Origin of the sequence: Sneathiella sp. (genome assembly GCF_002694385.1) — a bacterium.
In the GTDB taxonomy this organism is placed as follows: domain Bacteria; phylum Pseudomonadota; class Alphaproteobacteria; order Sneathiellales; family Sneathiellaceae; genus Sneathiella.
On record NZ_NZMB01000016.1, the window covers coordinates 122,625 to 136,268 of the forward strand.

Consider the following 13,644-nt stretch of genomic DNA (forward strand, 5'->3'; position numbering starts at 1 on the left):
ACATTAGCCATACCTCTCTATAGCCCTCGAAAATTGACCTCAGGGGGCTTTTATATGTGAGGGGGACAAAAGCCCGTATCAAGCTTTCCATATTCATTCAATATTTTCCATAATATATATTATGCGTAAACAAGATTGGGCATTATTAATGGACGAAAGTCCTCCCTACACACCCATTGAATGGCAGACACAGTCTCATGCCTCCGCTTATCTACAGGCATTTAGCGCGCAGATGGTCAATTGTTGGAGCCGCCTTCCGGACCAAAAATTAGCTGCTCTATCTCCACAATACTGTCTGCGTCAACAACACGCGCGGCCACATCATAGGAAAATCCCTGCCGTGCAAGAGACGCCATTTCCTTGTCCCGTTGATTGCGTTGCGTCGCGCCTTTACGATAAGGCCCGAAACGCCGACGCTTCACATAGCGCGCCGCGGATTTGAGATCGAGGGCGCGTTGATCCTCCCCCAGTTCCGCAACGGCCCTCTCCCGGTCCGTCTCCGTGAATTCCATCTCCCGCAGCCTGTTACCGATCTGTGCTACTGATCGGCCATCCCGCAGCAGCAACCGAGCCTTGCTGGCCGCAAATTCGCTATCATTGATAAAACCTGCCTTTACAAGGTCCGTGACCACTTTCTCGATATCCGCTGAAAGCATCGCCTTATCCATGCTGAAGTGCGCCGCATGAGGTCCCGCCTTGGTCATCAGATGTCGGGTCATTTTACGCTGCGTCGCCGGAAAACGGTTAAGGTAACGCAAGGCCTGATCGCGCAGCCATCTCTCCGTTGGTTCGACAAATTTCGGAGGTCTTTTCGGTCGGCTTTTTTTCTCGTCGCTCATACAAAATCCGTGAAGTTACCGGCCGATCCATGTTACTTATGCCCACAAGGAAAGCAAATCCCTAATCCGGCCGTCTTCCGCGCTGTACATAACGGACCTCTCTCATGACTTCATCCAGAAATTCAGAATATATTGACCAACTTATTGAAATAATGGAAAATTTGCGTGATCCAGAAAGCGGCTGCCCATGGGATTTGGAACAGAATTTTGAGACCATCGCACCACATACCATCGAGGAAGCCTATGAGGTGGCGGAAGCCATCGCCCGCAACGATATGCAGGAACTCAAAGACGAGCTGGGCGATCTGATGTTTCAGGTCGTTTTCTATGCCCAAATGGCGAAGGAGGCCGGCCATTTCGATTTTAACGATGTGGTTCAGGCCATATCCGAGAAAATGATCCGCCGTCACCCCCATGTGTTCGGCACGGCGGATATTGCTACGGCTGAGGCGCAAACCATTGCCTGGGAAGAGGTAAAGGCACGTGAACGGGCCATGAAAAGCGCCTCCTACAGGGATGCCGCCCCTCATCCCCCCTCTGCCCTTGATGGAGTGGCAGAGACACTACCCGCCCTTACCCGCGCGGTGAAGTTGCAGAAACGCGCCGCACGCGTCGGCTTCGACTGGCCATCCATCACGCCAGTGCTTGACAAGATCCGTGAAGAGCTCGGTGAATTGCAGGCGGAAATCGATACTCAAGGGAGCGAAACCCGCATTGCTGAAGAATATGGCGACCTGCTGTTTGTGATGGCCAATCTTGGCCGCCACCTCCACCTTGAACCCGAAACCGTGCTGCGGGCAGCCAACCGAAAGTTCATCCGTCGTTTTCAGGTTATTGAACAAGCCCTTTCAGAAAAAGGAAAAACACCCGCGGATAGCAATCTTGAGGAAATGGATGAAATCTGGAATAAAATCAGGATTCAGGATAAAAAACACATATAAGTCATATATTTACTGAATATTTTTCAGAATTTTATCAAGACGGCCCAGATTCTCCGGTGAAAATTTCACCTGCAAATGCACCTTATCGTCACGATCTTCCCGTTCCAGCACCGTGCCGTGGCGATAAATCCATGATAACGTCGCCCCGTCGCTGGCCGGTATATCCAGCTCCATCATCTTTTGCCGCGCCGTCAACCGCTCTTCGATAAGCGCAAGAAAGCGTTCCGTCCCCTCGCCCGTTACCGCCGAGATTGCCACCTTTCCCTCTGCCCGCCGGACAGCGTTTTCAATCTGCTCCTTCTCTTCCGGTGGCAACAGGTCGATCTTGTTGAAAACCTCCAGATACATTTCCGTATCATCCGTATCAACGCCGAGCTTTTTCAGAACATCCAGCACATCCTGACGCTGCGCCTCTGTATCCATATGGGTGATATCCCGCACATGAACGATGAGGTCCGCCTCCAGCACCTCTTCCAGCGTCGCGCGAAAGGCCGCGACCAGTTCCGTCGGCAGGCTGGAAATAAAGCCCACCGTATCGGAAAGAATAACCGGCTGCCCACCCGGCAACGTCACCCGCCGCATGGTCGGATCCAGCGTCGCGAACAGCAGATCTTTTGCAAACACATCCGCCGATGTCATGCGGTTAAACAGGGTCGATTTACCCGCGTTGGTATAGCCGACAAGCGCAACAATGGGATATGGCACCTTTTTCCGCTTGGCGCGATGCAACTCACGGGTCTGGACAACGGATGAAAGCTGACGCTTGATTTTGGTGATCCTCTCGTCAATCAGACGACGATCAATTTCAAGCTGGGATTCGCCGGGGCCGCCAATAAAGCTGAGCGAACCGCGCTGTCGCTCCAGATGGGTCCAGGAACGCACCAGCCGCGTACGCTGATAGCTGAGATGGGCCAATTCAACCTGAAGGGAACCTTCACGTGTTTGCGCCCGTTCGCCAAATATTTCAAGAATAAGTCCCGTGCGATCAACAATCTTCACCTGCCAGCGGCGCTCCAGATTGCGTTGCTGAACCGGCGTCACGGGCCCATCAATGATCACCACATCAATATCGGAATGTTTGATAAAATCGCCAAGCTCGGTGATTTTTCCCTCTCCGAACAAGGTGCCGGGCCGGGCCTTGGCGAGCGGGACAACTTCTGCATGTACAACCTTGAGAGAGATAGCCGCCGTCAGGGAAACCGCTTCTTCAAGACAACCTGCCGGATCGCGCAATCGGCTCTCTGTCCCTGTCTTGATATGAGGATGGAGGACAAGCGCCCTCTCCCCCGAACGCAATCCCTCGCGTTCCGACTCTTCATTCATATCAGGCGTTCAAACATGCGCGTCTGACCAGCTCCCTCACCCGTCAGCCGAAGGATCAAAAAGCTGGATCGGTCCGGCCGGCATTACGGTTGAAATGGCATGCTTGTAGACGAGCTGCTCATGACCGTCACGGCGCAACAGCACACTAAAATTGTCGAACCAGCTGATAGACCCCTGAAGCTTTACACCATTAACCAGAAATACCGTTACCGGCATCTTTTCCTTGCGTACTTTGTTTAAGAAAACGTCCTGTACATTCTGCGACTTTTCAGCACCCATCTCGAATTATCTTTCGTCTATCCTGTTACGTTGTTCTCGCCTTTTTACGTTATTATCCCGGTCTGTTTTATTATCTACGCATTCGTTCGGCAAAAAGTTTCCCTGACATAAGGATTTCTAGCCGCAAACTCAAGCATTATAACGCGAAAATTGCAACAATTTACATTATCGGTAAAAAAAGCAAAATTACCATTATTGTCTGGCATAATTCAGCCGGCCTCTTTCGACATGAATTTCTCATATAATGCCCGGAGCTTTTGGGTAACCAGGCCTGGATGGCCATTTCCAATCACCTTTTCATCGACTTTGACAACAGGCAGGACATAGGAAGTACTGCTGGTCAGAAAAACCTCCCGCGCATTGAGGAGCTCATCTACTGAAAAATTCCTTTCCTCAAAGCCGATTCCTTCCGCTTTCAGTTCCCGCATGAGCGACGCGCGTGTGATACCCGCAAGGATCGAATTTCCGGTTGGCCTGGTGACAATATTGCCTTCCGCCGTGACAATCCAGGCATTGGTGGAACTCCCTTCCGTCACCATGCCCTCCTCATCGACCTGAAAGGCTTCATAGGCCCCCTGCTCTTTCGCCGCCTGTTTGGCGAGCACATTGGGCAACAGGGAAACCGATTTGATATCCCGCCGCGACCAGCGGATATCAGGCACAGTGACAACCGCGACCCCCTGCTCAGCCGTTTTCGCTGCCTTTTCCATGGACAGCCTTTTTGCCGTCATGACAAGCGAAGGGGCTGTGTTTTTCGGGAACGGATGATCACGGGGCGCCACCCCGCGGGTGACCTGCAAATATATGATGCCATTCGTAATACCATTTTGCCGGATCACCTCCCGCATCACCATCTTGAGAGGCTCGCGCTTCATCGGCGCGGCCATATGAAGNTCGCCAAGGCTCCGCCACAGCCGNTCNAGATGNCCCTCCATATCAATCATCCGCCCGCCGACGATGGTNACAACCTCATATACNCCNTCAGCGAACTGATAGCCCCGNTCCTCAATATGNACGGCCGCGTCCTGATGCGGCACATATCGACCGTTCACATAGGCAATTCTCGACATNTTNCCCCCTTTACCGCCGCCANATGGCCGGATTGAGAAGCGACAGGACCGCCAGAAACTCCAGCCGTCCGATCAGCATGGTGANACAGATTATCCATTTCGAAAATCGCGGCAAGGCGTCATAGCCGATAAATTTACNCTCNCCCATCACNACNTCCGGAATAAGCGCCTGTGCGGCCGANCCNGCCGTCGCNAGATTNGTNACGGCAAGGGTCATCGCCGATTGCATNTCNAGGCCNTCAAAAGAGAGCAGCAGCGTCACCAGAACAATGCTGATGAAGTAAAGAAGAAAGAAAACCCAGGCGGCNAGAAGCTGTTCNCGCTCCACCNNCTGNTTGCCGTATTTGATGACCGAAACACTGCTGGGATANCTGAGGCGACTGATTTCCGATCCCGCNAGCTTGGCAAGNATACTGATCCGCATCAGCTTGATNCCGCCCGCCGTCGAAACGGTGCAGCCGCCGATGGTCATCAGCANTAAAATNACCAGCAATGCGCCNGGCGGCCAGTAGGGCGCGCCCGCANNTGTCACNGGCGGCATATTGTAACCNGTTGTTGTNACNGCCGAAACCGTATTGAAGACCGCATAACGCAGATTTNCCAGTATCGGCNNATCNGACTGTATCGACATCAGNAAAAAAACGCANAGNCTGCCGAANACTATGNCCGCCANNAGATANCGATATTCCGGNTCATTGAAATAGGATCGCCGGTCACCATTGAAAAAAGACCAGTGAAATGAAAAATTAATGGCGGCGATCACCATGAAGATCATCAGCACNACCTCNATGGCCCGGTTTGAGAAAAGTATCCCATCCGCGTTGCCCGTCATGAAGCCGCCGGTAGACANCGTTCCGAATCCATANCANANGGCATCAAANGCGGTCATCCCNGAAAACCACAACGCAAGAATGCAGATCGCCGTCAGCAGCGTATAGATCTTGAACAGNGATAGGATTGCATAGCCCAGCCGCTGGGTGACCGGTCGGCGCGTACTTTTNGCNAGCGCNCGCGTCAANGGATTTGTGCCNGGCANATTAAGGGCNCCNGCAAGGATCGANAGAAAGACNAGNACGGAAAACCCGCCGGTCCATTGCAGCAGACTGCGCCAGANNAGAATGGCCCGTGGCTGTGCCGCNACGTCNGCAATGATCGTTGCGCCATTNGTGGTAAAACCNGACAATGCCTCGAAATAGGCGTTGGTNGCGGAGGGGATTGCATCGCTGAGATAAAANGGGAGCCCGGCAAAGGCCGGNACGGTGATCCAGATCAGCGTCGCCGCCAAAAANGTCTCNCGNCGGCCAAGACTGGTAAANTCCCGACGCATNGCGAGAATCATTCCNCCNCCGACNAACAATGTNACAAGGGCAGAAATGNAGAAGCTCAGNGCCANNTCCGTGTCCCCNTTNAGNAGNCAATANGCAATNGGCGCCAGCATCAGCAACGCCAGNGCGGAAATCGCCCAGCCAACAATGGTAAAAACAGGNACGATTTGCATCGGNCTAGAAGAACTCAAGCCCGACCGAGAACATGCTCTCCACTTTCTGGATGGCATCNCTTAGCCCNANTATGACCACCCGGTCATCGGCTTCAATCACNGAATCGCCACGNGGNATCAGAACNTTNTCCTCNTGGATCACNGCGCCGATGATGGTTCCGGGCGGTAGCTTGATCTCCCGCAGGGGTTTNCCAACCAGNAGCGAGGTTTCAAGGGCAACNCCCTCCACCACCTCGGCCGCTCCATCGCGAAAGGAGTGCAGCCCNCGGATACGNCCNCGGCGNATATGACGNAGAATCTCNGANACNGTTGTTGCCCGCGGATCGACCACCACCTCGATNCCGAGCGTGGTCACCAGATTGCCAAATACCGGATTATTNATCAGCGTCACTGCGGTTTTCGTCCCCTGCCCTTTGGCCAGCAANGAGGAAAGGATATTGACCTGNTCATCGTTGGTCAGCGCGACAATGGTTTCCGCATGGGCGGCATTNGCNTCCTGCAACAGATCCGGATCCAGCGCGCTGCCGTGCAGAACCACCGTTCGTTCCAGATCATCGGTAATCCGTTCGGCGCGGGCGCGNTTATATTCGATCAGCTTGAGTGAAACATTNCGCATCTGTTTTTCGACNAACTGAGCCAGATGCAGACCAATATTGCCGCCCCCGATAATGACGATACTGCGCGCCTCGACCTCCTCATGACCGAACAGCGGCATNGCCCGCGCCACATGATTGGCATCAGCCGCNAAATATACCTCATCCCCNGGAAACATCTGGTCATTGCTGGCGGGTACGAGCATCTTGCCATCGCGATAGATCGCGACCACGATCACGTTGAGATCGGGGAACANTTCGGTCAGCTGCTTCAGCGGCGTGTTGACGATGGGACAGCTCTCATCGAGCCGCACGCCGATCACCTGCACCTTTCCCTCGGCGAAGGAAACCGTATCGAAGGCGCCGGGAACCTTAAGACGTCGTTCGATGGCCCGGGCCACCTCGATTTCCGGTGAAATGATCACGTCGATGGGCATGTTCTCACGGCTGAAAAGATGCGCCCAGAGCGGGTTGATATAATCCTGAGAACGGATGCGGGCGATCTTTTTCGGAATATCAAAGATGGAATGGGCGACCTGGCAGGCGACCATATTCACCTCGTCACTATAGGTCACGGCGATCAGCATATCAGCGTCATAGGCCCCTGCCCGTTCCAGCACATCAGGATGCGAGGCATGGCCCAGCATGGCCCGCACATCCAACGCATCCCCGATCTTGCGCACCAGTTCAGGCGACTGGTCAATGATCGTGACATCATTATTTTCCTGTGCAAGCTGCCGGGCAATGTTCGATCCGACCTGACCGGCGCCGCAGATAATGACTTTCATGGACTTCCTTTCAGCTCCCGGTTATTCAAAAGGCCGCTTGCGGTCTCCGTTACCAACCCCAAGGGTCTTCAATTTACGATGCAGCGCTGATCGTTCCATACCCACGAATGAAGCAGTACGGGAAATATTGCCACCGAACCGGTTGATCTGGGCCTCCAGATATTCNTTTTCGAANCGCTCCCGCGCTTCCCGCAAGGGAAGCGACATGATTTCCGTATGATCATTCTGNCCGNTCATNATGGAGTGNACCGCCCCCGCATCGCTGGGCACCATAGCCGCATTGATNGGNGACGTGCGATCNCCTGTCGCCAGGATCATAATCTGCTCGATCACATTNTTGAGCTGACGGACATTACCGGGCCAGCTGGCCGCCTGCAAGATNGCAATGGCATCNTCNCCGATTTTGCGNGGCGGCAATCCGGCGCTTTTNGAAAANCGNTCGACAAAATAGCGNGCNAGCGGNCCGATATCCTCNGGNCNTTCTTTCAGCGANGGNACNGANACNGGGACNACTCCCAGCCGNTGATATAGATCNTCCCGCAGNCGNCCGGCACTCATTTCTTCCTGNAAATCACGGCTGGAAGAGGAGACAATCCGNGCATCAACNCGAATTTTCTCTGNTCCNCCAACCCNCTGNAANGATTGATCAACCAGAACACGNAGGATTTTTGCCTGTGTTTCTAGTGGCATATCGGCAATTTCGTCAAGNAACAACGTNCCGCCATGCGCCTGCTCCAGAAGACCNCGCCGCGCTCCCTTGACGGAATTCATCCGCCCATCCTCAACGCCAAAAAGCTGAATCTCAAGACGTTCCGGCGCCAGCATGGCCGCATTNAGAACGACAAACGGACCATCTTTGCGATGNGANCGNTTATGAATCATCCGGGCGACNACTTCCTTGCCNGNACCNGACGGNCCGGTAATCANNACCCGGCTATTGGTTGGCGCCACNTTTTCAATGGCNTGNTGAAGTTGCANCATNAGGTGNGAGCGNCAGATAAGNTCNGTCATNACCTCNGCNCCCCNGGTTTTCAGCTCCGCCACCTCGCGGCGTAACCGTATCGCTTCCAGGGCCCGCTCGACAAGCTGGATCAGGCGTTCCGCCTTGAACGGNTTTTCNATAAAATCATAGGCGCCNAGCTTGATTGTCTGGACCGCCGTTTCAATATTGCCNTGNCCGGAAATCATGAGNACCGGNANATCGGCATGTTCCTTCTTGATGCNCTGAAGGATTTCNATACCGTCCATCTTNCTGCCGCGCAGCCAGATATCGAGAATAACNAGGCCNGGGCGCCGATGGGCNATTTCCGCCATCGCCCTGTCGCTATCCGCCGCCATCCTNGCCTCATANCCNTCATCTTCCAGGATTCCGGCNACAAGTTCGCGAATATCGGCTTCATCATCGACTATCAGAATATCAGCAGGCATTGTCAGTCATTTCCTGTTTTCAATCGGATTTCGGAAACGGGAAANGCNATACGGATGAACGCTCCNGTCCCNTTTTCNGNATCCGNCATCGTAAGGCTTCCGCCATGTTCTTCCATGATCTTGTTGACGATTGCAAGGCCAAGACCGGTTCCCTTNTCNCGGTGCGTCACATAGGGTTCGGTCAGGCGATTGCGNTTCTCCTTNGGCAGACCCCGTCCNTTATCGGTAATNTCGACAACGAATTCNTCCGCCGTNCTGCGCAAAACAACATCAATCCGGCCACGCGGCAAANTCTCCGGCGCNCCGTCNCGNCCATCAATGGCATCGGCGGCATTNTGCAACAGATTGGTCANNACCCGGTTGACCTGCGGCGCNTCGCAGGAACAGATCATNGGCGCACGCGGTACATCGAAAAGATAGTCGATTTCCGGATGCGCAATNTTTTGCAGGAAAACCGCCTGNTTCACCAATTCNCCGAGGTCTTCGGGTTTGAATTCCGGCGTCGGCATCCGGGCAAAAGCAGAAAATTCATCGACCATCTGACCGATATCNCCAACCTGNCGGATNATGGTATCGGTACATTGNTTGAATATCTCNACATCATTCTGTATNTGTCGGCCATATTTNCGNTTNATGCGTTCCGCCGAAAGCTGGATCGGGGTCAGCGGATTCTTGATCTCATGNGCAATACGCCGCGCGATATCNCCCCAGGCCGCCATGCGTTGCGCCGAAACCAGNTCNGTAATGTCATCAAGGGTGACGACAAACCCCTGAATGCCGCCCTCTGATATCTCCGCCGCCGCCCGTACCAGCAGATGACGATATCCNTCCCCCGACGCAACCTGTAGCTGCCGTTCGGCGACGCGGTAGGGGCGATCATGAATTTCTTCAAGCAGGCCTGCCATTTGTGGCTGGATTTCAATGAAAGGCCGGCCGGTTATTTCCACCTCTGACACCCCCAGAAGCTCCATCGCCTTGCGGTTTGGCAGATGGACCACTCCCTGTTTGTCAAGACCGATCACGCCCGAAGAAACACCAGACAATACAGCCTCTGTAAAGCGACGGCGTTCATCCAGCTTGATATTGGTTTCCTCCAGTTCCTGGCGCTGCGCGGCAAGCTGCTCCGTCATCCGGTTAAAAGCACGACCGAGCATGGCCATTTCATCATAGGCGCGACTTTCATCAACCTTGGCTGTCAGATCACCCGAACGCACCCGCTCCGCCGCTTTAACGAGACTTTCAATGGGGCCGACAAGACGCGACGCGATGACGAGGCCGAACCATACCGCCGACAGCACCACCATCAGTGAAATAATAAAAAAGATGAGGGCGAACTGAATCTGAATACCGAAACCTTCTTCTTTCAGCGCCTCATACTCCGCCGCCGCCGCCCGGGTGCGCTCCAGATGAGCCAGGACCCGCGGCTCGATATACCGCCCCACATACAGGAACCCATCCAGCAACCGGTCCAGTCGGATAAGCGCCCGCACCTGGTCGTCTTCCTCATTGGTGGTGATGACAACTTCCCGTTCACGCGCGTCATTGAAGGATTCCGGTTTGATCTTGTCAAACTCCAGCGCAAAACTGAATTCCGACTGGGCAATAATCTTCTGATTACTGTCCATGACCACCGCTTCGCTGAGATTGCGGGCAACCACCTGATCGCTCAGATAATTTTCAAAAAGGATGCGGCTTTCCAAAACCTGCGTCGGGGCGCGGTTGATCTGCGCGGCCATGGCGAGTGCGTCCGACTGAATATTCTGGATATGCTCCTTGATATAGGCATTGGCGACGCCGATGGATTCGGACACCGCCATATTCACCGGATCAGAAAAATGCTTCTGGAAATAGATATTGAAGAAAAGCGCCGAAAAGAGAGCGACCATCAGCGCTGGCGCCACGGCAATCAGGGAGAACAGCCGCAGAATACGCCGGTGCATCATACTGCCAGAGCCGCCCATCTGACCTTTGCGCCACGTTCTGATCAGCCTATGGGTAATGATGACCGCCAGAATGACAACAATCACAACATCCGCAATCAACAGAATGCGGGTATAGGTCGGATTGTCGATGGTGAGTGATTTATAAGTGGCGATCCCGCTCAGAATGGCCAACATGGCCACAAAGAAAGAGGTTTTCGGACCGAGGCCGATTTTTCGCGTCCAGCGGATTAAGGAAAACGGCGGCTTCGCGCTCCCCTGCTGCTGCCCTGCCATGTTACGCCCCGGCTTTATTGATCATGCCGACCTATGGACGCCATGTACGTCACTGGCAGGATCAATATTTTGCTTAAAATACCACATTGTGGCATTTAAGCATCACTTGAGGCCGCGTACAACCTGAATATCAAGTTCCCGGATTTTTTTACGCAGCGTATTACGATTCACACCAAGCAAATCGGCCGCCTTGATCTGATTTCCGTTTGTCGCCTCCAAAGAGATCGACAGCAAGGGCCGTTCCACCTCGCGGATCACCCGTTCATAGAGGCCGCGGGGCGGCAATCCGCCTGCATGGGCCGCAAAATATTTCGCGATATGCCGCTCCACCGCCATGCCGAGACTTTCTTCCTCGCTGCGGTTTTCTTCAGGACCCGCAATCTCCTGCGGTTGCAACTCCTGGTCAATGACGGAAAGATTGATCACATCATCGGAATAAAGCGCGGCAAGACGGCGGACCAGATTCTCCAGCTCCCGCACATTGCCCGGCCATTTATGTTTTTTGAGAGCATCCAGCGCTTCCTTGTCGATGCTTTTGACGGGCAGCCCCTCATCCCGCGCCTGCGCCAGAAAATGCCGTACCAGATCGGGAATATCCTCTGTTCGCTCCCGTAACGGCGGAAGGCGGAGCGGCACCACGTTCAAGCGATAGTAAAGATCTTCCCGGAACAACCCTTGCCGGACAAACTGGCGTAAGTCGCGATTGGTCGCGGCAACAATCCGGACATCCGTCTTGATCGCCGTCCGTCCACCGACTGTCGTATATTCGCCCTGTTGCAGCACCCTCAGCAGCCGTGTTTGCGCCTCTATCGGCATATCGCCGATTTCATCGAGAAACAGCGTGCCTCCCTGCGCCTGTTCAAACCGGCCAATGGCTCGGGAATCGGCGCCGGTAAAGGCGCCTTTTTCATGGCCGAACAGCTCCGATTCAATCAGCTCACGCGGAATAGCCGCCATATTGATGGGGACAAACGGTCCGTTCTTGCGCTTGCCATATTCATGCAGAGCGCGCGCCACCAGCTCCTTACCGGTACCGCTTTCTCCTGAAACTAGAACCGTAAGATCCGTTCCCATCAGCCGGGCGAGAACGCGATAGATTTCCTGCATCGCCGGAGAACGGCCGATCAGTGGCGTTTTGGTGTCCTCATCCTCCCCATTGCCGAAGCGGCTTGCTGTTTTCTTCGGTCGGGACAACGCCCGCTCCACCACCTGTAACAGGACTTTCAGGTCAAACGGCTTCGGCAGATAATCATAGGCACCCCGCTCTGTCGCCTTAATGGCAGTGAGCAGGGTGTTTTGCGCGCTCATGACAATAACCGGGATATCGGGGCGGACTTTCTTGATGCGCGGCAACAGGTCAAGACCGTTTTCATCCGGCATCACCACATCGGTGAGGATGATATCACCAATCCCTTCCAGCACCCAGTTATAGAGGGTCGCGGCATTTCCTGTGGAGCGGACCACATAGTTCGCCCGCGACAGCGCCTGCTCAAGGACCGTCCGGATGCCCTGATCGTCATCTGCAACCAATATTGTTCCGGCCATGTTATTCCGTTTCCTGTTTCAAAAAATTATAGACAGGCAGTCGGATCAGCACCTTGCTGCCTGTTGCCGCCGCATCGAATTCGACGGTGCCACCGTGATCGCCGACGATCTTGGCCACCAGCGCAAGGCCGAGACCACTACCGCCCGCTTTGGTCGTGACGAAGGGATCAAAAATATGCGGCATGATTTCTTCCGGAATGCCTGGACCATTGTCCTGTACTCCGACTTCAAGGGGGAGCTGCACTTTTTCCTGCGCGCCCGGCACGGCGAGACGAACACCATGGCGATAGGCCGTGCTAAGGGTGATTTCACCGCCGGTATCCGGTGCGGCCTCCACCGCATTTTTCACCAGATTGAGCAACACCTGCACAAGCTGGTCGCGATTGCCATAAACGAAAGGAAGCGATGGGTCATACTGCTCCCGGAACGTCACATTACGACCGAACCCCGCTTCAGCCACCCGGCGCACATGCTCCAGCACTTCATGAATATTCACGGCATCACGATCAATGGGCCGGTCGTCGGAGAAGGCCTCCATCCGGTCCACCAGGGCACAGATGCGATCCGTTTCATCACAGATAAGCCGTGTCAGGGCCCGGTCCGCATCGGAGGCATTCATTTCCAGAAGCTGCGCCGAACCACGAATGCCAGAGAGCGGGTTTTTCACCTCATGGGCCAGCATGATGGCCATCGCCGTCACCGACCGCGCGGCCCCGCGGTGGGTGAGCTGCCGGTCCATCTTGGCGGCCATGGTTCGCTCCTCTATCTGCACCACGACATTCGGCGTCCCGTAAAGGCGGGAGACTTGCAAATTGACATTCTTGATACCGATCTTCGGAGTGCCAAGATCAACCCCGTATTCAGATACATAATCCCCCATTTCACGCACCTGAGCGACCAGCCCCATCAACGGGCTGTCAAAGGGAACAAGTTCCGACACCTGCATGCGCAGGAGTTTTTTCGCGGAAAGACCAAAAAACTCCTCTCCGGCGGGATTGGTCATGCAGATATATCCCTCGTCATCAATGACGATCAGCGGATCGGGCAGCGCATTCAATATGGCGAGAGGATCAACTTCGGTTTTCTTGCGCTTCGAACTGCTGAAGGGATTTGGCAGGGCCATA

11 protein-coding genes are annotated in these 13,644 nt (G+C 54.4%); 1 reads left to right on the forward strand and 10 read right to left on the reverse strand.

Annotation, left to right across the window (positions count from 1 at the left end; genetic code table 11):
• Nucleotides 1-236: 236 nt before the first annotated feature.
• Nucleotides 237-839 (reverse strand): regulatory protein RecX, encoded by a 603-nt coding sequence (locus CMN55_RS10845; protein ID WP_293949823.1) that lies wholly within the window; start codon nt 837-839, stop codon nt 237-239.
• A gap of 104 nt (nt 840-943) precedes the next feature.
• On the opposite strand from CMN55_RS10845, the gene mazG reads away from it, so the two are divergent.
• On the forward strand, nt 944-1,780 hold the full coding sequence (mazG, locus tag CMN55_RS10850) for a nucleoside triphosphate pyrophosphohydrolase (protein ID WP_293949824.1): 837 nt from the start codon (nt 944-946) through the stop codon (nt 1,778-1,780).
• Between the two features lie 9 nt (nt 1,781-1,789).
• On the opposite strand, the gene hflX is transcribed toward mazG, so the two are convergent.
• The 9 genes from hflX to CMN55_RS10890 form a co-directional block, all read right to left on the reverse strand.
• A complete protein-coding gene (gene hflX / locus CMN55_RS10855) occupies nt 1,790-3,103 on the reverse strand; it encodes a GTPase HflX (protein ID WP_293949825.1) in 1,314 nt (437 codons plus the stop codon).
• Between the two features lie 36 nt (nt 3,104-3,139).
• Complete coding sequence (gene hfq / locus CMN55_RS10860) at nt 3,140-3,382, reverse strand: RNA chaperone Hfq (RefSeq protein ID WP_293949826.1); 243 nt, start codon at nt 3,380-3,382, stop codon at nt 3,140-3,142.
• 209 nt (nt 3,383-3,591) lie between these two features.
• Entirely contained in the window at nt 3,592-4,452 is an 861-nt protein-coding gene (locus CMN55_RS10865; protein ID WP_293949827.1) for a D-amino-acid transaminase, read from the reverse strand.
• A 10-nt stretch (nt 4,453-4,462) separates the two neighbouring features.
• Entirely contained in the window at nt 4,463-6,007 is a 1,545-nt protein-coding gene (locus CMN55_RS17225; protein WP_366932037.1) for a TrkH family potassium uptake protein, read from the reverse strand.
• Complete coding sequence (gene trkA / locus CMN55_RS10875; RefSeq protein WP_293949829.1) at nt 5,955-7,331, reverse strand: Trk system potassium transporter TrkA; 1,377 nt, start codon at nt 7,329-7,331, stop codon at nt 5,955-5,957. The genes CMN55_RS17225 and trkA overlap by 53 nt, the downstream gene beginning before the upstream one ends.
• 21 nt (nt 7,332-7,352) lie before the next feature.
• Nucleotides 7,353-8,759, reverse strand: a complete 1,407-nt coding sequence (gene ntrX, locus CMN55_RS17230) for a nitrogen assimilation response regulator NtrX (RefSeq protein WP_366932029.1) — start codon at nt 8,757-8,759, stop codon at nt 7,353-7,355.
• 2 nt (nt 8,760-8,761) lie between these two features.
• On the reverse strand, nt 8,762-10,975 hold the full coding sequence (locus CMN55_RS10880; RefSeq protein ID WP_293949830.1) for a sensor histidine kinase NtrY-like: 2,214 nt from the start codon (nt 10,973-10,975) through the stop codon (nt 8,762-8,764).
• 102 nt (nt 10,976-11,077) lie between these two features.
• Nucleotides 11,078-12,520 carry a nitrogen regulation protein NR(I) gene (ntrC, locus tag CMN55_RS10885; protein ID WP_293949831.1) on the reverse strand — a complete coding sequence of 481 codons (1,443 nt, stop codon included), beginning with the start codon at nt 12,518-12,520 and terminating at the stop codon, nt 11,078-11,080.
• 1 nt (nt 12,521) lies between these two features.
• On the reverse strand, nt 12,522-13,643 hold the full coding sequence (locus tag CMN55_RS10890) for a two-component system sensor histidine kinase NtrB (protein WP_293949832.1): 1,122 nt from the start codon (nt 13,641-13,643) through the stop codon (nt 12,522-12,524).
• Between the last annotated feature and the right edge of the window lies 1 nt (nt 13,644).